Genomic DNA, 21,255 nt, shown 5'->3' with positions numbered 1-21,255 from the left:
ATGATAAGAATTTATAAGATTCATCCTAATATCATACTTATCATTCACCGCGAAACGTTATTTTGCCGTTAAAGGACGGCGACAACCGTTTACGCTTGTAATTATTGAACTTATAAATATCGTTATCGGTAAATTTCGACGGTAAGCAGGCTTTCTTGATCAGAGATCAAGGACGCCGCAGGCGTTTATCTTTGGTTATTTACAGAAATCATCCATTCTCCGGTCGTAAAATCATCGTGACGTACGAATGCTTTAGGTACAAGCTTAAATAGCGAGACGAATCCGTCGTTTGCCAACTGGAGGCATTTTTTAACAAATTAATAAAGGGCAAAGGATTGAGATCATGGAAAAAATTAAAAAGTATGTCGGAACCCAGTTCGATAAAGTAAAGCGATCCGCATCGAATATAATCGGAGATAAGCAGGAATCGGGAAATGCACAGGAGGAGGATGCTTCTATAGAGGTGACGCCGCTTGATTACGAACGGCTAAAGCATAAAGCGTTGCGGGAGCGTACGACGGTGCAGGAATTAATTAACCGGGCTATCCATAACCTGCTAAACGAGGAACCCGCAGGGACCAAGATCCAGTTGACCGAGGAGCAGAAGCAAAGAAACCCGCTGCTGTATCTGGATGGATTAACCCGCAGGAATGATTTTGCGCTCGGATCGGCCCCAGTTGCCGCATCCAGAGAGGAGGGAAACGACCATGACGGTCAATGAGCGTTGGGATTACCAGCAATCTGTTTTTTTAGATGAAAGCGGCTGGGTGGCTTATATGAATCCGGATCATCCGAATTATATTAAAGCCAGATCGTTTATTATGGATATGGAGGATTTGGATCGTCCCTTCGTATCGACCAGCCACATTATTTTTGAACTGCATGAATGGTTGAGAGATCATTATGGCTACTCCCATGCCGAGTATTTTCTCGATACGATTGACCGCGCTACCGAGGTCGGGAAATTACTGCTTATTCCGGGCAATGCCCAAATAGAAAAAGAAGCCAAAAACTTTCTGATGCAATGTCCCGAGCTCCGGTATTCCCTTCGTGAAGCGACAACGGCCGTCGTGCTGCTCACCTACCGCATTCGACGGATTTTCACATTTAATCGGAGCTTCTTGAAGCTGCCTACTTTAAATCAGGATATCCGCGTGATTCCGACCTTTTATTGAGATATTCGGATATGCCTTCGATAACAGCGAGGTATAAAATTTAAGGTGCAAATATGCACTCCAACTCCATAGATCTTGTAATTTTTTGAGCTTAAGGTGCAAATATGCTCTTTAATTTCCACGTTTATACGAAAATCGATGATTCCGTTAAATTATAAGGTACTTTTGCACTTCATTGCGCCAAACGGGCAGAAGCTTGATATTAAGAGGTACTTTTGCACTTCAATTGCCCCAAGTGGCGAACGTTGTTGGCCTGCACTCTGTCCCTCTTAATGAATTTTTCTCGTCAGGTTAGCCTGCATTAACCCCTCTTTAAAGTTTTGTTCATGTGGGTCAGGGCGAACTATCACCTATAAAAAAGAAGGGTCCGGATAACGTCCCGGCCCTTCTTGCATTTCATATTATTTGCTATGAAGCAAATCGTAATAAGGTGTATAATCAATCTTCTGCTTTTCCAGAAAGGTGATCAACGCTTTGTAATCCCTTCTCGGTGTAGCCAGAATGTAACCTTCTATACAATGCTCCCGGGTAACCTCCCGGGCGTTCTTCTCCAACGCAACCTGTCCAATCTTGGCAGCGATGGAATGCTTGGCAATATCGCGAAAAGGACCGGGCACCGGCTGAACGAGCTGGTTCAGAAACTGTTTGCTGTCTTCTGTCCATAGATGACGGGACGCTTCAACATAATGGTTCTGCCAGTCCAGCTTGGACATTCCGTCCTGCTTCGGCAGGACCTTCATAAATTTACGGAACATAAAGAAGCCGCCTACCCCTAAAAAGGCCAGCAGGCCAAACCCCCAAAATATAAGAACCCATTGGAAGACCATCTTATCTTCACCCCGTTGCTAATAAAACTTGTTAGATATTCCAGTTGGATATTCCATAAGAATTATACCTCATTTCTGGATTTATTTCGAGTTTATTAGTAAGATAGAAACAAGATTTTATTTATAATGAGTGAGGGAGAGGCCGATGTTAAAAATAGGTTCGCACGTTTCTTGTTCGCCTAAAGGGCTGCTGTGCGCGGCAGAGGAAGCTGTTTCGTACGGGTCCAGCTCGTTTATGATTTATACCGGAGCGCCTCAGAATACGAGAAGAAAGCCGATCGAAGACATGTTTGTCCCGGAAGGCCTGAAAATAATGGAGCAGAACGGGATTCCTGAAATTGTCGTCCATGCCCCCTATATAATCAATCTGGGTTCCTATAAGGAAGGCACTTATGAGCTTGCCGTCCGGTTTCTTCAGGAGGAAATTAAGAGGACTCATTATTTGGGTGTTCGGAATATCGTTCTTCATCCTGGAGCTTATACCGATAAAGATGCCGAATACGGAATTGCTAGAATTGCCGAAGGGCTTAATGAAGTGCTCGATGGAATTAAAGACACGGACGTTCATATTGCCTTGGAAACTATGGCCGGTAAAGGAACAGAAATCGGACGGAGCTTCGAGGAATTGGCGGCTATTATCGATAAGGTGGGGAGTAACGATAAGTTATCCGTTTGCCTGGATACGTGCCACATTCACGATGCCGGCTACGATATCGTCAACGATCTTGACGGAGTGCTGGAGGAGTTCGATCGGGTCGTTGGGTTGGACAGGCTTGCTGTCGTCCACCTGAACGACAGCAAGAATCCGCGTGGAGCGGGCAAGGACCGCCATGCTCCCGTAGGAGCGGGTTATCTCGGTTTCGAGACGATGAGCGCTGTCGTTAAGCATGAGAAGCTTCAGCATCTGCCGATGATTCTCGAAACCCCTTGGATCGGCGGGAAATCCGACCAAGGCGAGCGGCCGATGTATGAAGCGGAGATAGCCCTTCTGCGCGGAGAGGCGGAAGTGCGCTTCGGATCCGGATTTTTGGAGGATGTAGACAGGCTTAATCATTATTTTACTAAGCAGGATATCGATTCCCGTCAGTTTGTCCTTGGGACGTGGGATGTGCTAAAGAATGACGCCAAAGCAAAAAAAGAAGACAAAAGAGAGCCGATGGAACGGCTTTACGATATGATCATCGCAGAGAATTTATTTGCCGACTTGAACGAAGAGCAAATTAACCACCGTCTAACCGGTTGGTTTGCTGCCAAGAGCGTATTGCAGCTGGCTTAATGCGGTTCACCCTATGCGGTTCGGCATGGGGCAGCAACGATCGCTCGAGGCTCGAGGCTTCGGTAAGTTGGAGAGCCGGGACTCCGGCGTCTTTGCTTTGCAACAAGAGGTGGAGGATAGATTTATGAACCGAGTAATTACCAACGCGCAGCGCAAGTTATGCAATCAGAATGTAAATCGTGCCAGAATGCTGATATCCTGTCCGGATCAGCCGGGAATCGTCGCTGCGGTTTCCCGTTTTCTACATGAGCATGGTGCCAATATCGTCCAGTCGGATCAGTATACGATGGACCCGGCCGGCGGAATGTTTTTTATCCGGATCGAATTCGACCTTAACGAATTAGACCGCAGACTTGAGCCGCTGGAGCTCGATTTTCAGGAAGTGGTGGCTGACAAATTTCAGATGACCTGGAGCATTCACCGGGCAAGCAAGAAGAAGAGATTGGCTGTGTTTGTCTCGAAGGAGGATCATTGTCTGCTTGAGCTGCTTTGGCAGTGGCAGGCAGGAGATTTGGATGCGGAAATCGCCATGGTAATCAGCAACCATCCCGATATGCGGGAGCTGGTGGAATCATTTGATATTCCGTATCACCACATTCCTGTCACCTCCGAAACGAAGCCGGAGGCCGAACGCAAGCAGCTAGAAGTAATCGGTGATCAGGCGGACACGATCGTGCTGGCGCGCTACATGCAGATTCTATCGCCAGTGTTCATCGAACGTTATCCGAACAAGGTAATTAATATTCATCACTCCTTCTTGCCGGCCTTCATTGGCGGCAAGCCCTACGCCCAAGCTTATAACCGCGGGGTTAAAATTATTGGAGCGACCGCTCATTATGTAACTGAGGAACTGGACGGGGGTCCCATTATCGAGCAGGATGTTCAGAGGGTAAGCCATCGGGACGATGTCGAGAGCCTAAAACGGATAGGTCGCCACATTGAGCGGATTGTACTGGCTCGAGCCGTCGCCTGGCATGTGGAGGACCGGATTCTAGTCCATCAGAACAAAACGGTAGTATTTAACTAGGGTAAACTGAGAATATATAACCAAGCATTGAGAACAGAAGCTATGACCAATGGCCTTCTGTTCTTTTTTTGTGATTTAGGAGATTATAAATTTCCTTGTTGTTAGTGCAAATCACTCCATATCCTATCGATAATTTGGAGGAATAACAAAGTTTGAAAAAGGTGCAAGTGTAATTCAACCAATGCTTAAAGAGTGATGTGGAGTAGACATATTAGTGGTAAACATACGAATACTTAAAGATCGCAGGGGGGGGGTTGCTACCTTTTCGACAGTTCGGCTGCAAAAGTGCATCCGATCGGCGACTTTTTCTCTCATTTTCGAAAATCTACTGCAAAAGTACAGTCGAATCGCTCATTTAGGCCCGAAAAAAGGATGGATCTAACGATTCGACTGTAGAATTGCAGTCAATGGATGGAAAAGAGCAGATTCCGCTCCAATAGACTGCACTTTTGCAGTCTATTGTCAGCGGAGCGCCGCCCGTCCCACCGCCCGTCCCGCCGGATGTCCCGCCGCACGTACCGCAGCGCCTGAGGTTTACGCTCTCCCATTTTCATAAGATGCCGTAGGTTTTTTTGCATCATAGAGCTTAAAAACTTCCTCTAACGCAGCCGCTCATTCTCAAAGTACTTGGACAGATGTTTTTAGTTAGGCATCATCTTATAGCGCGAATACTTAAATAGGAGCGCAAACGAGCGATAATAAACTCGGGTTTGCTCGTTATCGAGCAAACAGAGGGAGAAGGTGTAGGAAATGACGCAAAAAAAGGGGGAATTCAACCATGCCAAAACAAAGTGACTAACGATTATTGATGAATATTGTTATTATTACTTTTTGAATACTGTAAAATATTGAAATTTATCAAAAATAAATTGTTAATTATTAATAATGTTAAAATTTAATCAATAATTAAACAAACTATTGACACAAATGAGTATCTGGGATAATTTAATGATATAAACGAGCAAAAACAAACGGTTCATTTGACGATGTGCATGAAAATGCTAAGTTAGAGGGTGGACGAATGCTGGCCGCTGAAAGAAAATTGAAGATTATCGAGTATGTTCGGCATCATGGGGTCGCCTCTGTTGCGAAGCTAGCTCATGAGTTCGATGTTCATGAGACGACCATTCGCAGAGATTTGGCTGAAATCGAGCAGGAAGGTCTGCTTAAGAGAACTCATGGCGGAGTGATAGTCGAGCAATTGACTAATAAGGAACCGTCATTTACAGAGCGATCTCATATCCATCTGGAGCAGAAAATGCTCATCGGGAAAAAGGCTGCAAGTCTGGTTGAGGACGGGGATCACATTATTATTGACTCCGGCACAACGACACTGCACATTGCTAAAAATATAGTCCAACGCTCGAATGTTACCGTTGTCACAAACGATATTAATGTGGCGGCAGAGTTGAGGGATGCCCCTGGCGTTAAAGTAATCGTCACGGGAGGAGAACTGTATCCATCCAGTTACATGCTGAATGGAATGTTCACGGATCATGTCCTGGAATCGCTGCATGTGTCCAAAGCTTTTATCGGAACTCCGGCTATCCACTCGAAGTACGGTCTGATGCATCCGGAAGCCCAACTGGTGACAGCCAAGCAGCAAATGATTAAATCCGCACAGGAAGTCATAGTGGTCGCGGACGAGACCAAGATTGGCAAGCTTTCGCTTCATACGGTAGCGCCTAATCGGGCTATTCATACCTTAATTACAGGTAAAGAAGCCCCGAGCTATGATATCAAGCAATTTTACGATTCCGGCATCAATGTGATTACCGTATAACCGTTAGACTTTGCTCCATTTCCACCTTCGGTGAATCTTTCATGGCCGTTGAGCTGGCGGTCGGGAAATTCATATATATATTGTTTAAAGAAAAGAGGTGTTCACAGCCATTTTAACAAACGGATCAGTAGAATCACGAACGCTTCGTTTAACGCGTCCTAATGTGATTGAGGAATTATTGTTGAGTAGAGCAGTCAAGAACCATTTTGTTGTCGTAGAGCCGACGATTGCAAGCATATGTCACGCCGATCTCCGTTACTTTGGCGGATTGAGGAAGCCGGAAGTGTTAAGCAAGAAATTGCCGATGGCATTGCTTCATGAAGGTATTGGAACGGTGGTGCAGGACTCTTCTGCGACACTGTCCCCAGGACATCGGGTAGTTATCGTCCCGAATCTCCCGGGCTATTTGCTTCACCAGCTTGAACCGAAGCAATGCTGTCCCGCGTGCAGACATGAAATCGAGGACAACTACTGCGACAAATCAGAATTTCTGGGAAGCGGAACCGACGGGATTGCCCAAAGCCGCTTGGTGATCCCGGTAGAATGTGCTTTGCCGATTCCCGATTCGATACCGGATGAGATTGCCGTATTAGCGGAACTCTGCAGTGTATCCTACAGGGCGCTGAGAAGAATTGCTCCCTTGCTGGATCAAGGGAATGCAGTGGCGGTCTTTGGTGACGGACCGGTAGGCTATATTACAGCAGCCATGCTGCATCACGGCTATCAGGTGGAGAAAGAGCGTCTGATCGTGTTTGGGGCCGTAAAAGAGAAGCTGGAGCAGTTTGCTTCCTTGGGTAACATCGCCATGGTGCAAGACTACGATTTTCATTCAGGAGAGAGAGTGGGAATAGTGGTGGAGTGCACAGGAGGAAGATTCAGTGAAAGCGCCATTAATCAGGGGATTGATATCCTTCAACCCGGAGGCCATCTCATCGCGCTAGGCGTAAGCGAGGATCTCGTACCGATTAATACGCGAGATATTCTGGAAAAGGGAATCACCCTCCACGGCAGCAGCCGCAGCTCGGCGGATGATTTCAAGCAGGTGTTGAAAGTGATGGAGGATCCGGCTTGTCAGGAGACATTGCGTAAATTGATTCCGGAGAAATATACGGATGTGAGCACGGCAGACGATTTATCCAGGGCAATGGAAGCTGCCATGGCTCACAGGGACTGGAAAAAAACAATCCTGCACTTCCACTGGTGACCAGTGGAAGTGCCCCCAGATTGTACACAGTCGATAGAATTGTAGCACATATTACTACTAATGTTAAGATTTGATAACGCTATCATTAAGTTTATGTAAACGCTTTTGTCTATTCATGCTATCGCTTGGAAACTCCAGGATAGGATCTGATACGGGTGCTGAATCAGAGGTTATCAACAAACAAATCAAGCTGCAGAGTAGTATCGAAGTGACCGTAGAGTTGGTAAGGAGGGGTACCCTTGGCATCTATTGAATTTGTTCAGGTTACGAAATCGTTCGATAAAGCAGTCATCATCCAGGATTTGGACTTAAAGATTGAAGACGGCAAATTTACTGTATTGGTAGGGCCATCCGGCTGCGGGAAGACTACTCTTCTAAGAATGATTGCCGGGCTGGACCCTCAGACGTCCGGCAAAGTGCTCATTGGCGGTAAGGATGTAACCCGCATTGCACCCGGCCAAAGGGGGGTAGCCATGGTTTTTCAGAACTATGCTATTTATCCTACGATGTCCGTTAGGGAAAATATTGAATTTGGTTTGAAGAACAACAAGGTGGGCAAGGAAGAAAGAACTCGTCTGGTGGAAAGCATAAGCGCCACGGTAGGACTATACGATTATCTCGACCGGAAGCCATCCACCTTATCCGGCGGGCAGCGTCAGCGTGTAGCATTGGCTCGTGCAATGGTTAAAAAGCCTTCCGTATTTTTGATGGATGAGCCGCTATCCAATCTGGACGCCAAGCTGAGGGTCCAAATGCGTCTGGAACTGATCGAAATGCATAAAAAGTTAGGCAGCACCTTTGTCTTCGTTACTCATGACCAAGTAGAAGCGATGTCTATGGCCGATACGATTGTGCTCATGAATCAAGGGAAAATCCAGCAGGAGGCCCCCCCGGATGTCATCTATCGCGAGCCGAGCAATTTATTCGTCGCGCAGTTCATTGGCTCCCCGCCGATGAATGTCGGGGATCTCGGCGTGGATGGGGTGAGGTTCGCATTTCGTCCGGAGAGCGCAGCATTGTCTGATCAGCCGGGCGATTATCATTTTTCTACCCGCGGCGTCATTGCGACCAGGGAAATGCTCGGATCGGAGACGATCTATCAGGTGAGATCGGACGAGCAATCTTTTATGGTGAAATGCACGGAGGACTTGTTCTCCGTCGACCAGGAAATTCATTTAGGGGTGGAAGCTTCCAAGATTTATTTATTCGGAGCGGATGAAAAGCGAATTGAAGCGAGCCATGCCCGTTATGACGATTATATGAGAGCGTTGAGAGGGTAAGCCAATGGATAACAAAAGAGTTTGGGAAGCGATTCGTCCGTATCTGTTGATCCTCCCCGCCATGGCCGGCATCATTCTTTTTGTCATCTATCCGGTCATTTATCTCGTTTATTTAAGCTTATATAAATACAATTTATTGAACAAAGATAAGAGTCAATTCGTCGGACTGAGCAATTACAAGCAGATTCTCAGCCGGGAGGACTTCTATATTACGGTTTCCAACACCTTCATTTATACGATTGGAGTCGTCGGCTTTACGATGCTTATTTCCCTAATTATTGCCGTATGGCTGAACAAGAAGGGGAGCCTCAACTCCATTGTACAGGCGGGTATTTTTACACCGCACATTATCTCGATCGTATCGATCGCGTTGGTATGGATGTGGATGATGGAGCCGAGTCACGGCCTGCTGAACTTCATATTGAAGGCTGTCGGCTTTCCGCCTTCCCAGTGGCTGCAAAGCTCCGGCACGGCAATGATGTCGGTCATGATCGTGTCCATATGGCATAATGTCGGTTACTTTGCACTTATCATTCTGGCTGCTTTGCAAAGCATCCCTCCTTCTATTTATGAGGCGGCGGCGCTGGATAATGCGAGCAAGTTCAAAGTATTTTACAAGATTACTTTACCGCTGATTTCACCTCAGCTGTTTTTCATCCTGATCATTATGACCATCGGTTCCTTCAAAGTGTTTGACACGGTGAGAATCATGACCGGAGGCGGACCTAATAACGCCACAACCACGCTAGTCTATTATATTTATAAATTTAGAACGACCAATATAGGCTACGCTTCCGCGGCCGGAGTCATCTTGATGATCCTTATCGCCATTCTTACCGTGGTGTACTTCCGGCTGTTGTCCAAAAAAATTCACTATCAATGATAGTGCCTTCGGACAAGACATGCAGGAATTCCCGGGATCTTCCCAAGACGCAAGAAAAAGGAGGTGGGTACACGGTGGCTTTTGATCTTAAATACATCAGGCGGGCATTGGATATTATACTGAAGCTGGTAGTTCTGACGGTGTTTATCTTCCCGTTTCTGTGGATGATTTCCACTTCGTTGCAGACGTTTGAGGAGACTATGGCGTTTCCGCCCACCTGGCTTCCGGCCTGGCCTCAATGGAGCAACTTCGTGGATGCTATGAACGCGGGGCCGTTTTTGACCTATGCCAAAAACTCTATCATTATTACCGTTACTATTATCATTCTGCAGTTTATTGTCATGATTCCCGCTGCTTATGCTTTTGCCAAATATGATTTTAAAGGGAAGAAAATAGGGTTCGGCCTGGTTCTGCTGGCATTCATGATTCCAGGTCAGGTCACTTTTATCCCCGTCTATCTGATGTTGGCCGACTGGGGCATTATCAATACTCTATGGCCGCAAATTATACCTTTCATGTCGAATGCGTTCGGTATCTTTTTATTGCGCCAGTATTTTATGCAGATTCCACAGGAATTGATAGAATCGGCCAGATTGGATAACGCAAGTGAGTTCAAGATTATTTGGAAGCTCATGATCCCGATGTCTATGCCGGCATTGGCCACGATTGGACTGTTCAGCTTTGTCAGCCACTGGAATGATTACTTCTGGCCGCTGGTTATGACCGATTCGTCCGCCGTTCGTCCTCTTACTATAGGGATTGCCATGTTAAGAGAAACGGAAGGAATCAGCAATTGGCACATTATAATGGCAGGCAACGTGGTTCTGGTTATTCCTATTCTCATCGTCTATCTATTTGCATCCAAGCAAATTGTCAAAGCTTTTGCTTATTCCGGGATTAAATAAATTTAACCAAGGGGGAGTTCCCATTGAAAAAGCTTTCTAAAACGGCATTGGCCACTTTGATGTCTGTAGCTGTTATTGCCGGTTGCGGCGGCGGAGGCGAAAGTCAGCCGTCCGGCTCGCCGTCCGACTCCAATCCCGATACGAATAATAATTCGAATACGCAGGCGCCTTCCGGCAAGACGACGGTACAGTTCTGGCACTCGTTAGGCGGGAAGAACGGAGAGCGCATCGACGGCCTTATCGATAAGTTTAATAAGTCTCAAGATCAAGTCGAGGTGGTCGGAACGTTCCAAGGTTCTTATGCGGAAACCGTGACCAAGCTCCAACAGGCTGTGGCTGCCAAAACGGGACCGGACATCACTATGATGGAACGGGCATATGTTCAAATGTTCGCTGAATCCGAGGTGTTGGAGGATATGGCCCCTTATCTCGAGAAGTCGGATATGAGCCTTGACGATTTTGTTCCGGGGCTGCTCGGTCACTCCGTCTTCGATGATAAATTGGTATCCTTGCCTTTGAACCGCTCCACTCCTATTCTGCACGTCAACAAAACGATGCTGGATGAGTTGGGGCTGGCCGTTCCTCAAACTTGGGAAGAGCTGAAGACAGTCGCGGAAGCACTCGTCATCAAGGGCAGCGGAGAGAATGAACGCTATGGCCTGACCATGCCGTATGATACTTGGTATCCTATGGCGATGATCACTCAAGCTAATGGAAAGTTTTTTAACGATGACGGGACTTCGGTCGGATTTGCGAATGGGGAAGGAGTTAAAGTGTTTCAATTCCTCAAGGATCTTCAGAATTCCGGAGCGCTGTATTATCCGCCGGCCCAGGATTCCGGCAACATAACCAACCAGATGTTTATAAATGAAAAGGTCGGGATGATCTTCCAGTCGACCGGGGTTATCGGGACTTTTATAGGCAGCACTAATTTCGACTATGTCACGGCATTCCTGCCTAAAGATGAAGTTTATGCGAATCCTACCGGCGGAGCCAACATTGCGATGCTGGAAGCTTCCAAAAATAAAGAGGCGGCCTGGGAATTTATTCACTGGTTAATGACCAGTCCTGAAGGGGCTCTGAATTTTGTTATGGAGTCGGGGTATCTTCCATTCACCAAGTCGATGGTAGAGTCCAAGGAGATGGAGGAGCTATGGGCCAAGGAGCCGAACCGCAAGGTAGCCTATGAGCAACTGGAGCATGCTGTCGATACGAATAAGAATATCGCTTGGCCGCAGGTTGAGCAGGAGTTCTTCTCGGCTATTCAGGCGATTATGTATGACAACAAAGATGTGGCCTCAACGCTGGATAATTTCAAGAAAGAGACGGAAAGAATTTTAGGCAACTAACTATTTAGCAAATTATTCATTGGCACTGGAACTGGGAGGAGGTTCCGGGAAAACCACCGTCATGCTGTGCTGCACCGCGCGCTCGAAGCAATGTGCGGTGCATAATAAAGGGGCAACCCCAGCTACATGTACAAAATGGATCGCTCGTCACGAGGCCCTGGGTAAAAAGTACGCCCTTGTTAAGAAGTTTCGACGGAATCCTCCTTCCATCTCCACTCTGCCTATTCTATGGAGGTGCAGAATGAACTGCGTTAATGAAGAAGCGAAGAAGGCCGATCGGAAAATGTCCAGCGGTAAATTTGGAGGTAAACTGCTGGCAGGAGTGTTGGCTTTGTGCCTGATCCCTGCCGTTCCACTAGGGACTTATGCGGTCTCTTCGGAAAACTCTGCGGCTGCATCCGTTTCTTTACCTAAAAGATTTAATTTCGATGGGCCGGCGGCCGAGGTTATTCGGCAAAAACCGCTTCATAACGGGACGGTTATGCAATCCTTTGCATTTGACAATGTCAATGAACATGTTTATGTGCTGCAACTGATGTCCGGAGGCCAGCAGCTCCCGGACGAATCCGAGCCCGTCAGCGGTGCGGTCCGAAGTGCTAACGGGGATATGACTTTGACGAAGCTTGATCTGTCGGGAAACAAGCTGGGCTATATGTTCCTGAAAGGATTTGGTCATGGAGTCCAGATGGGAGTAGAGACGGACGGCGACTCCACCTACCTGTGGACAGAAACGGATTCGGTAACAGAAGGCACTTCCGGCTGGGGGACAAAAATTGCCCGCTTTACCTTCGAGGACGGGAAAATTCTGACTCCGGATTCTCCAGAGCTAGAGAAGTTCGCACCGATTCCGGGGGCGGATCGGACAACGGTCAATATCGATATGAGCGATCATCTTCTGACTATGCGTTACCGCTTGAAGGGGGAATTCCGCTATGCGGTGTATAGATTGGAGGATGTGAAAGAGCACCGGTATACTCCGATTGCAGATGTGCCGCAGCCGGCGGTGGGGACCTTTCAGGGATTTGCCTCCTATCGGGGCTACTTATACTTGCTGGAGGGCACCTCCTACGGCTCTGCGGGATCGGTAGAGCCGTTAGGGAATACTTATATTACCACAGTTAAATTGGATACGGGAGAAGTCGTCGGGAAGACGCTGGTTCTAGCCGGAACCTCCCTGCCCTTCAGAGAACCGGAAGGGATGGGTCTGCGGATTCCGGATGCGAGCAAGCCGAATGAAGTCGAGCTGAATGTAGGATTCGCCTCGGATTTTTCTCCTACAAGATTGGCTAACATCTTCTCGGTGAGCCGTCTTCCTCAACAATGCAACTGACGGCATCGGCCGTTAATAATTGAATGATGGGCCAGGCAGCATAAGCGACGGGTCGGTTTTCACAAGAAACCTGACCCGCTGCTTTTCATTTGCCGTCTATAGAATTTTTTGACACAGTCAATATAGCGTAGTTGATGAGGGAATGGTACAATAGAGGGAATGGACAATCGATCGCCGGTTGAAGCATGAGGCTGCTCAAGCCCATGAACCGGACGGAACGATATATAGAAATGTATAGAGAGAAATAAAGAAGCCGGTGACGATGAGGTATCAAGCTGCGACTACCTGCAACACTGCAGGCTTTAAGCAGTTGGAGTTCAATGAATGCTCGTTGTGATGTTGGTTATGTAATTATTTAATAGTAGGGGGATTTGTTATGCCGATTAATCAATTGGAACAATTAGCCATTAATACGATTCGTACGCTATCCATCGATGCGGTGGAGAAGGCGAAATCGGGGCACCCTGGAATGCCGATGGGTGCTGCGCCAATGGCTTATAAACTGTGGTCCAAGTTTATGCACCACAACCCGGCGAACCCGGAATGGTTCAACCGGGATCGGTTCGTATTATCCGCAGGACACGGCTCCATGCTGTTGTACAGCATGCTGCACCTCTTTGGATATGATCTGTCCATGGACGAGCTGAAGAACTTCCGTCAGTGGGGAAGCAAGACTCCGGGGCATCCGGAATACGGACATACTCCTGGTGTGGAGGCTACGACCGGACCTTTGGGCCAAGGCTTTGCCATGGCTGTTGGTATGGCTATGGCTGAAGAGCATTTGGCCGCCGTCTACAACCGGGATAATTACAATGTAGTCGATCATTATACTTACGCCATCTGTGGAGATGGAGATTTAATGGAAGGAATTAGCGGTGAAGCGGCTTCTCTGGCCGGTCATCTGCAGCTTGGCAAATTAATTATTCTGTACGATTCCAATAACATTTCGCTCGATGGGGAATTGAATCTTTCCTTCTCCGAGAATGTGCAGCAGCGCTTCGAAGGCTATGGCTGGCAGGTGCTGCGCGTAGAGGACGGCAACGATCTGGATGAAATTCATCAAGCCATTGCTGCGGCCCGCGCCGACTATCGTCCGACCCTTATTGAAGTGAAGACGGTTATCGGTTACGGAAGTCCTAACAAAGGAGGCACCGCCGGTGCGCACGGTACCTTCCTTGGGGAGGACGAGGTTAAATTAACGAAGCAAGCTTACGAATGGCAGGGAGAAGAGGATTTCTATGTCCCTGATGTTGTCCGGGCCCACTTCGAGGAATTAAAGCAGCAAGGCATCAAACAGGAACAAGCCTGGAACGAGATGGTTGCTGAATATAAGAAGGCTTATCCGGAGCTTGGCGCCCAGTTTGAGCAAGCAGTGAACGGAGAGCTTCCGGAGGGCTGGGATGCCGATCTGCCGGTATACTCGCCTGAGGATAAAGCGATCGCTACCCGTAAAGCGTCTGAGAGTGCTTTGAACGCGATTGCCAAAAATTACCCGATGCTGATCGGAGGCTCCGCCGACCTGGAGTCGTCGACGTTCACTCATATTGCCGGCAGCGGAAATATGACTGCAGCAGATAACGGCGGGCGCAATATCTACTACGGAGTGCGCGAATTCGGAATGGGCGCGGCCGTGAACGGAATGATGCTGCATGGCGGAGTCCGGCCTTACGGCGGAACATTCTTCGTATTCTCCGATTACTTGCGGCCGGCCATCCGTCTGGCAGCTATCATGAACCTTCCGGTCATCTACGTCTTCACCCACGATAGCATCGGTGTAGGAGAAGACGGGCCGACTCATGAGCCGATTGAGCATCTTGCCGCTCTCCGCTGCATGCCGGGAATGAAAGTTCTGCGTCCGGCTGACGGCAATGAAACGAGCCAAGCTTGGCGCTTCGCCGTGGCCAACCAAGAAGGTCCGGTGGCCTTGGTCTTAACTCGACAAGGACTGCCTAACCTGGAAGGGACGGCAGAATTGGCGAAGGAGAACCTGTCCAAAGGTGCATACGTGTTGGCGGACGCTCCGGAAGGCAAGCCTCAAGCGATTCTGCTTGCTACCGGTTCAGAGGTTAGCTTGGCCATGGAAGCACGCAAGCAGCTGGCTGAGCAAGGCATTGGCGTTCGCGTAGTCAGCATGCCAAGCTGGGAGCTGTTCGATAAGCAGCCTCAAGAGTACAAGGATTCCGTCCTGCTGCCTGACGTCAAGGCCCGTCTGGCTGTCGAGATGGCCTCTTCTCTCGGCTGGCATAAATATGTAGGCGATCAAGGCGATACGCTCTGCATTGACCAGTTTGGAGCATCCGCCCCAGCCGACATTATTATGAAGGAATACGGCTTTACAGCCGATAACGTGGCGGCTAAAGTAAAAGCTCTATTGAAATAAGAGAGAAGGCAGCCGATGAAACGGCTGCCTTCTTAATCCTATTTGTCATAAATGTTGTTTAATGGTGTGGGAGGTTAACTTCTTTCGATCTTGCGATTCATCCATTCTTCATAGCATTGAATAACCGAACATAAGTCTTGTTCTCCCAGCCCTTTGCCGAGCCCCATCTGATACAAGGTGGAGGCGGCATGCAGGAGGGGCAGTGGCAGCTGGAACTTGGAGGTCTGGTCGTTGGCCAGCAATAAATCCTTCAGCATCAGCTGCAAAGAGAACTGTACATCGAAATTGCGGTCGATGATTTTATCACCTTTGAGCTCGGCTTGTCTGCTGTTGGCTGCGCCCGATGTGACGATCCCTAGAAACTTTTCCGGATCGAGGTTCGCTTTAGCAGCGAGCGCCATTCCTTCGGCCAAGGCGAGAGCATTGATGCCGACGATCGTGTTATGAGCGATTTTCGTGGAAGAACCGGAACCCGACGGACCCATATAGACGGATTTGCTCCCCAAGGTTTCGAACAGATCGGCATGATCGTGGAAGACATCTTCCTTCCCTCCGACCATAAATACCAGCGTTCCGTCAATGGCGGCCGGTTTGCTGCCGGTAACCGGAGCATCCAGAAATTCGCTGCCGCTCGAAGCTAATTCGGCTTCAATGCGCCGGCTTGTTTCCGGAGAGACGGTGCTGCAGTCGATGACGGTGAGTCCGGGATGAGCTCCTTGGAGGATTCCCTCTTCACCGAAGACTACTTCCAGCAAGATCTGGTCATTGCTTACATTAGTAAAGAGAACATCCGCCGAGCGGGACGCTTCAGCGGGAGAGGTCGCCCATTGGGCTCCGGCGGCGATCAACGGATCTGCCTTGGACGCTGTGCGATTATGTACGATGAGCGGGTAGCCTTGCTTCAATAAATTGGACGCCATGGGAAGTCCCATCGTGCCCAATCCGATAAATCCGATCGTTTTCATAACAGGTTCACCTCTTCGGTTCATTTGGTTTCATTGTAACACTATATTAAGTTTGGCGAAAAGCTGAGGGACAGGGAATTTCATATAGCGGGAAAAGCGCATAAATGCGGATTAGCTGGAATTCGGGTAGCGTTCGCCCTCCACATGGGTCGTGACTTCCTGCCAACATAGGCGGCTTCCCAGCAGCGGGAAGCGATAGCGGACGAACTTGCATTTCCCGGCGCCAGCCAGTATTCTTAGCATATGAATAATTCCGCCCGAGGAAGCCAACACAAGGAGGATTTCCCAGTATGAGTACTAAACTGCATTTTGACTACAGCAAGGCGCTGTATTTCTTCGGCAGCCATGAATTAGATAATATGGAAGCTTCCGTTCGTATTGCTCACGACCAATTGCATCAAGGAACCGGGGCCGGATCGGATTATTTGGGCTGGATCGATCTGCCCGTGAATTATGATAAAGAAGAATATGCCCGCATTCACAAAGCGGCTCAACAGATTCAATCGGATTCGGATGCGCTTGTCGTAATCGGAATCGGGGGTTCTTACTTGGGAGCCCGAGCGGCTATCGAGATGCTGTCGCACTCGTTCTACAACATGCTGCCGGCGGACAAGCGCAAGACTCCTGCCGTTTACTTCGTTGGGAACAATATCAGCTCCACTTATGTTACTCATCTGCTTCAGCTTCTTGAAGGAAAGGACATTTCGGTTAATGTCATTTCCAAATCGGGAACGACGACGGAACCGGCGATCGCTTTCCGTATTTTCCGCGAGCTGCTGGAGAAGAAATACGGAAAGGAAGGCGCACGCAAGCGAATCTATGCGACGACGGACCGGGCGCGTGGAGCGCTGAAGACGTTAGCTGACGAGGAAGGCTATGAATCGTTCGTCATTCCTGACGATGTAGGGGGCCGTTACTCGGTGCTGACGGCGGTAGGCTTGCTGCCCATTGCTGTAGCCGGAATCGATATCGATGCGATGATGCAGGGAGCGGCTGATGCCAGAGAGGCCTACTCCAACCCCAGCTTGAAAGAGAATGAGAGCTACCAGTATGCGGCTGTTCGTAACATTCTGTCCCGTAAAGGCAAGGCGATCGAACTGCTCGTCAACTACGAGCCTTCCCTTCATTTTGTGTCGGAGTGGTGGAAGCAGCTGTTCGGAGAGAGCGAAGGGAAGGATTATAAAGGAATCTTCCCGGCCGCCGTCGATTTCTCGACCGACCTGCACTCTATGGGGCAATTTGTTCAAGAAGGCACCCGTAATCTGTTCGAAACGGTCATTCAAGTGGCGAAGGTTCCCGAAGAGATTGTGATCGGTTCCGATAAGGATGATCTGGACGGACTTAACTTTTTAAGCGGGAAGACGATGGATTTCGTTAACAAAAAGGCGTTCGAAGGAACCATGCTGGCTCATACGGACGGTCAAGTGCCGAATCTGATCGTCACGCTGCCCGATCTGACTCCTTACACGTTCGGCTATATGGTCTACTTCTTTGAAAAAGCTTGCGGAATCAGCGGCTACCTGCTGGGCGTAAATCCGTTCGACCAACCGGGAGTAGAAGCCTACAAGAAGAACATGTTCGCCCTGCTCGGCAAACCGGGATTCGAGAAGGAAAAAGCGGAGCTGGAAGCCCGTCTGAACGGCTAAACGGTTGTCACGCCGAATAATGGGCTCCACCGATTCAGAGGGGGAGCCTGGGAGGGCGATTCATCTTAGCGGGTGGATCGCCCTTTTGGTTTAAAAGAAGAACGGAATAGCGCAGGAAAGGGAGGAAGGAATGCCCATGCTTGCTCAATATAAAACAGTCAAACAAAGCGGAGCCCAAGAAATCGTCATCAAAAAATCCCGTTTTATCGGGCATGCCAAGCCGGTCCAAACGGAAGAGGAAGCTCTGCAATTTGTAGAAGCGATTCGTAAGGAGCATTGGTCGGCGACCCATAATTGCTGGGCCTATCTCATCGGAGAAAGGGATGAATTTCAGAAGCAGTCCGATGACGGAGAGCCGAGTGGAACAGCCGGCAAGCCTATTCTGGAAGTTATGAAGAACCAGGGGCTCAAAAATATAGTCATCGTCGTTACCCGTTATTTTGGCGGAATTATGCTTGGAGCCGGGGGACTTATTCGAGCTTATACCGACGGAGCGGTAGCCGCTATTGAAGCCGCTGTTCCTGTCCACAAGGTGCTGCATCGCGAGGTAAGGATCGATATAGACTATCACTGGTTGGGAAAGCTGGAGAATGAGCTTCATCTTAAAGGCATTCTTAAAGGAGAGACCGAATTTACGGACCGGGTGACTCTTGTCTGTCTCCCGATAGAAGAAGAAGCAGACAATTTCTCCGGATGGATAACCGATCTTACCCAAGGCCAGGCACGAATAAATCTTGGTGAAGCTTTTTATATCGAGCATGAAACCTTCCCTTTTTAAACTTAATATTAAAGCAAAAATCGGAATGCATAGTCATTTTTCGCCCAAGCTTGCTCATAAACTGTATTGTGTCCATGTTTGTACCCAAAGCTTATTTCAAAGGAGGAATGACTGTGATAAGGGCATTTGCCAAATGGTCCGGGGTCGTCTTTTTGCTGTTGGGTATTTTTGGCTTTTTCTTTAAGGAATTGCTCAATTTCATTCATTTTGACGCAATACACAATGCCATTCATCTACTTATTGGGGCATGGGGAATCTGGGCGGGGACTAAGAAATCTTATGCGGTGCTGTACGCCAAAATGGTTGGAATCATTTATTTGATCATCGGTTCACTGGGAGTGTTTACGCCCGGGTTATTTGGAAGCATGAATATCCAGATGGTCGAAAGTATTTATCACCTTCTGGTGGGCGCCTTGGGCACTTATGTAGGGTTCGTTCTGGGGGATTCGAAGACCGGAATGAAAAGGGCTCTTTAACGAAAACCTGTTCCTTCGGCAATAGCCCTGCTGCCTTCTGATCTTGTTAGAGGCTGCGGGGTTTTTGTTTTGAACGCAAAGAGATCCCGTAATGACGGAACAATTCCTGCCTCAAAGCCCAGATGAAATAGCGATTAACTCATTATTCTTCAAAATCATTATAAAAAGAAATATGACTGGAAAAAGGAATACATATAGCGATTTTTATGCCGGACCATGGTACAATTAGACAATAGTAAAAGGGAAAGGATGACAGCCAAAATGAGTAATACCCGCAGTACGGCTGAAGAAGTGGAGCAAATGATCGAGGCCATTAAAACCAAACTGAGAGTGGCTACAGGCGCAGCCATTAAGGCGAGCCATTTTGATTATAATAAATATGAAGATTTGGTTGATATCTATGAGCTGGTCATGAGCAAGAACCAATTCAGCGTCAGCGAAATGGATGCTATTGTATCGGAATTGGGAAGACTCCGCAAAGATAACTGACTGCCTGAGAATCCATAGAAGATACTGGGCTCCATAAGACGGGAGGGGCCCTCTTTTATGTTCCGGGGCTTCCCGCAAAGAACGTGTAAACCTTGCCGAAGCAAAGCAGGAAGAACGTTCGCGAATTAGAAGCAGGCTTGAACGCCGCCCTTGTTAGGGTCCAGAAGGACTATGCTTCGAAGGCATACATTACTTAGCGGGCTATTTAATTCATTTCTCTTTCATTGGTTGGGAAGGAGTAGAAGCATGTGAAATATTCGAAAACGATAATGTATTACACTGTGGGGACTGTCTTATTGTTGTTCGGTTTATTCCTATTAATCGGCGTTATGGCATCGGATGAGCCGTCATTCCCATCGATTAGTGACCTTATTATTATCTTCATTGTTGTCGTTCTGCCTATTGTGTTTGGGTCCTGGTTTATTTATTTAGGATTTCGCCATAAACGGTTTGTCCGTAACGAGAGAATGGAAGCCGCTGTTCTTAAACTGGCATTGGAATTAGGAGGAAGCATGACGGTGGCGGATTTGGCGATGAATACTTCTATGTCCTTGAGCCAGGCACGCAAGACGCTTGAAATTTTCGTCTCGTCCAGGATAGCGACTCTTAAAATAACAGAGAACGGCACTTTTGTTTATGAATTTGAGGTTGCCGGGCAAAAAGAAAAAAATGATGCCAAATATTTAAATGAGCTCCTGTAACCCTGTAGGAATCCATAAAACATATCTACGTTAATGATGAGGCTGCCAAGGTATGATCATCCCTTATCAGCCTCGTTGTAATTCCTCAATGAGTTCTCGCTCCGGATGTATCAGGAAATCAGCTTGAGACCGACTGCAGCGGAAAGAACCATAGCAATGAATACAATGCGAAGCACACTTCTCGGTTCTCCATAAATAAGCATGCCGACCAACGCGCTGCCTACGGTGCCAATTCCGGTCCAGACCGCGTACGCAGTCCCCATCGGAATACTGTTCATAGCTAGGGAAAGGAACAAAAAGCTGAGGCCAAAGCCCCCTAATAAGTATAGAAAAGCCTGCCAGTTCCGCTCGCGGTTGACCTTGTTAATTCCACTCACTCCAACAACCTCGAATCCTCCGGCCAAAATTAAATAAAGCCAGCTCATCAGGCTTCCGCTCCTTCCGCAGCTGATTCTTTGGTAATCACCTTTAATCCGATAATTCCTGTTAAGAGCACCATAATTAGAATCACCTTAGCCCATTTAAAAGGCTCCCCAAAAACAAGAAATTCCATTAATACCGTTCCTGTCGTACCTAGCCCGGTGAATACGGCATATACGGTTCCGACAGGCAATCTTTTACCGGAAAGAATGAGTAATCCGAAGCTAACGATAATAGCAATAACCGTTCCTGTCCACTCCAGTATATTGTTGGCGTGTTTAAGGCCGACGACCCACCCGACTTCGAATAAAGCGGCTATGAGCACGTACGTCCAATTTCGATTCATAGATCGGTTCCCTCC

The 21,255-nt window shown here is 48.1% G+C and carries 23 protein-coding genes; 17 read left to right on the top strand and 6 right to left on the bottom strand.

The window, feature by feature from the left end; translation table 11 throughout:
* Positions 1-343 precede the first annotated feature (343 nt).
* Both KJS69_RS18480 and KJS69_RS18475 read left to right on the top strand, forming a co-directional pair.
* Positions 344-721, top strand: a complete 378-nt coding sequence (locus KJS69_RS18480) for a hypothetical protein (protein WP_213585260.1) — start codon at positions 344-346, stop codon at positions 719-721.
* Positions 708-1,175 carry a type II toxin-antitoxin system VapC family toxin gene (locus KJS69_RS18475; protein ID WP_213585259.1) on the top strand — a complete coding sequence of 156 codons (468 nt, stop codon included), beginning with the start codon at positions 708-710 and terminating at the stop codon, positions 1,173-1,175. Before KJS69_RS18480 ends, KJS69_RS18475 begins: the two co-directional genes overlap by 14 nt.
* 401 nt (positions 1,176-1,576) lie before the next feature.
* On the opposite strand, the gene KJS69_RS18470 is transcribed toward KJS69_RS18475, so the two are convergent.
* Positions 1,577-2,002, bottom strand: a complete 426-nt coding sequence (locus KJS69_RS18470; protein WP_213585258.1) for a DUF2621 family protein — start codon at positions 2,000-2,002, stop codon at positions 1,577-1,579.
* A 145-nt stretch (positions 2,003-2,147) separates the two neighbouring features.
* Here KJS69_RS18470 and KJS69_RS18465 point away from each other — a divergent pair, with 145 nt between their 5' ends.
* Positions 2,148-3,278: a deoxyribonuclease IV gene (locus tag KJS69_RS18465; RefSeq protein ID WP_213585257.1), complete on the top strand. Its 1,131-nt coding sequence runs from the start codon at positions 2,148-2,150 to the stop codon at positions 3,276-3,278.
* A gap of 124 nt (positions 3,279-3,402) precedes the next feature.
* Entirely contained in the window at positions 3,403-4,305 is a 903-nt protein-coding gene (purU, locus tag KJS69_RS18460) for a formyltetrahydrofolate deformylase (RefSeq protein WP_213585256.1), read from the top strand.
* Between the two features lie 404 nt (positions 4,306-4,709).
* Here the strand turns inward: purU and KJS69_RS18455 are convergent, their stop codons facing one another.
* On the bottom strand, positions 4,710-4,886 hold the full coding sequence (locus KJS69_RS18455) for a hypothetical protein (RefSeq protein WP_213585255.1): 177 nt from the start codon (positions 4,884-4,886) through the stop codon (positions 4,710-4,712).
* A gap of 440 nt (positions 4,887-5,326) precedes the next feature.
* Here KJS69_RS18455 and KJS69_RS18450 point away from each other — a divergent pair, with 440 nt between their 5' ends.
* From KJS69_RS18450 to tkt, 8 genes are all read left to right on the top strand, one after another.
* Complete coding sequence (locus tag KJS69_RS18450) at positions 5,327-6,088, top strand: DeoR/GlpR family DNA-binding transcription regulator (RefSeq protein ID WP_213585254.1); 762 nt, start codon at positions 5,327-5,329, stop codon at positions 6,086-6,088.
* Between the two features lie 181 nt (positions 6,089-6,269).
* Complete coding sequence (locus tag KJS69_RS18445) at positions 6,270-7,292, top strand: alcohol dehydrogenase catalytic domain-containing protein (RefSeq protein ID WP_249730595.1); 1,023 nt, start codon at positions 6,270-6,272, stop codon at positions 7,290-7,292.
* A gap of 239 nt (positions 7,293-7,531) precedes the next feature.
* Positions 7,532-8,572, top strand: coding sequence for an ABC transporter ATP-binding protein (locus KJS69_RS18440; RefSeq protein ID WP_213585253.1), 1,041 nt, complete (start codon positions 7,532-7,534; stop codon positions 8,570-8,572).
* Positions 8,573-8,576: 4 nt separating this feature from the next.
* Positions 8,577-9,455, top strand: a complete 879-nt coding sequence (locus KJS69_RS18435; protein ID WP_213585252.1) for a carbohydrate ABC transporter permease — start codon at positions 8,577-8,579, stop codon at positions 9,453-9,455.
* Positions 9,456-9,619: 164 nt separating this feature from the next.
* A complete protein-coding gene (locus tag KJS69_RS18430; protein WP_249730600.1) occupies positions 9,620-10,360 on the top strand; it encodes a carbohydrate ABC transporter permease in 741 nt (246 codons plus the stop codon).
* 23 nt (positions 10,361-10,383) lie between these two features.
* Positions 10,384-11,709: an ABC transporter substrate-binding protein gene (locus tag KJS69_RS18425; protein ID WP_249730594.1), complete on the top strand. Its 1,326-nt coding sequence runs from the start codon at positions 10,384-10,386 to the stop codon at positions 11,707-11,709.
* Positions 11,710-11,950: 241 nt separating this feature from the next.
* Positions 11,951-13,039 (top strand): phage baseplate protein, encoded by a 1,089-nt coding sequence (locus tag KJS69_RS18420; RefSeq protein WP_213585250.1) that lies wholly within the window; start codon positions 11,951-11,953, stop codon positions 13,037-13,039.
* 376 nt (positions 13,040-13,415) lie between these two features.
* Positions 13,416-15,419, top strand: a complete 2,004-nt coding sequence (gene tkt, locus KJS69_RS18415; RefSeq protein WP_213585249.1) for a transketolase — start codon at positions 13,416-13,418, stop codon at positions 15,417-15,419.
* Positions 15,420-15,493: 74 nt separating this feature from the next.
* On the opposite strand, the gene KJS69_RS18410 is transcribed toward tkt, so the two are convergent.
* Positions 15,494-16,384: an NAD(P)-dependent oxidoreductase gene (locus KJS69_RS18410; RefSeq protein ID WP_213585248.1), complete on the bottom strand. Its 891-nt coding sequence runs from the start codon at positions 16,382-16,384 to the stop codon at positions 15,494-15,496.
* A 111-nt stretch (positions 16,385-16,495) separates the two neighbouring features.
* A complete protein-coding gene (locus KJS69_RS30015; protein ID WP_283777473.1) occupies positions 16,496-16,627 on the bottom strand; it encodes a hypothetical protein in 132 nt (43 codons plus the stop codon).
* Positions 16,628-16,674: 47 nt separating this feature from the next.
* Here KJS69_RS30015 and KJS69_RS18405 point away from each other — a divergent pair, with 47 nt between their 5' ends.
* From KJS69_RS18405 to KJS69_RS18385, 5 genes are all read left to right on the top strand, one after another.
* A complete protein-coding gene (locus KJS69_RS18405; protein WP_213585247.1) occupies positions 16,675-18,030 on the top strand; it encodes a glucose-6-phosphate isomerase in 1,356 nt (451 codons plus the stop codon).
* 136 nt (positions 18,031-18,166) lie between these two features.
* Positions 18,167-18,808, top strand: coding sequence for a YigZ family protein (locus KJS69_RS18400; protein ID WP_213585290.1), 642 nt, complete (start codon positions 18,167-18,169; stop codon positions 18,806-18,808).
* 113 nt (positions 18,809-18,921) lie between these two features.
* Positions 18,922-19,284 (top strand): DUF4383 domain-containing protein, encoded by a 363-nt coding sequence (locus KJS69_RS18395; protein ID WP_249730593.1) that lies wholly within the window; start codon positions 18,922-18,924, stop codon positions 19,282-19,284.
* A gap of 261 nt (positions 19,285-19,545) precedes the next feature.
* Entirely contained in the window at positions 19,546-19,773 is a 228-nt protein-coding gene (locus KJS69_RS18390; protein WP_213585245.1) for a DUF1128 domain-containing protein, read from the top strand.
* 248 nt (positions 19,774-20,021) lie between these two features.
* Positions 20,022-20,474, top strand: coding sequence for a hypothetical protein (locus KJS69_RS18385; protein ID WP_213585244.1), 453 nt, complete (start codon positions 20,022-20,024; stop codon positions 20,472-20,474).
* A 110-nt stretch (positions 20,475-20,584) separates the two neighbouring features.
* On the opposite strand, the gene KJS69_RS18380 is transcribed toward KJS69_RS18385, so the two are convergent.
* Together KJS69_RS18380 and KJS69_RS18375 are read right to left on the bottom strand one after the other, a co-directional pair.
* Complete coding sequence (locus KJS69_RS18380; protein WP_213585243.1) at positions 20,585-20,899, bottom strand: DMT family transporter; 315 nt, start codon at positions 20,897-20,899, stop codon at positions 20,585-20,587.
* Positions 20,899-21,240 carry a DMT family transporter gene (locus KJS69_RS18375; RefSeq protein ID WP_213585242.1) on the bottom strand — a complete coding sequence of 114 codons (342 nt, stop codon included), beginning with the start codon at positions 21,238-21,240 and terminating at the stop codon, positions 20,899-20,901. Before KJS69_RS18375 ends, KJS69_RS18380 begins: the two co-directional genes overlap by 1 nt.
* Positions 21,241-21,255: the final 15 nt, after the last annotated feature.

The organism is Paenibacillus sp. J2TS4, assembly GCF_018403245.1.
Lineage (GTDB): Bacteria > Bacillota > Bacilli > Paenibacillales > NBRC-103111 > Paenibacillus_L.
This window is presented reverse-complemented; position numbering and strand designations above follow the sequence as displayed.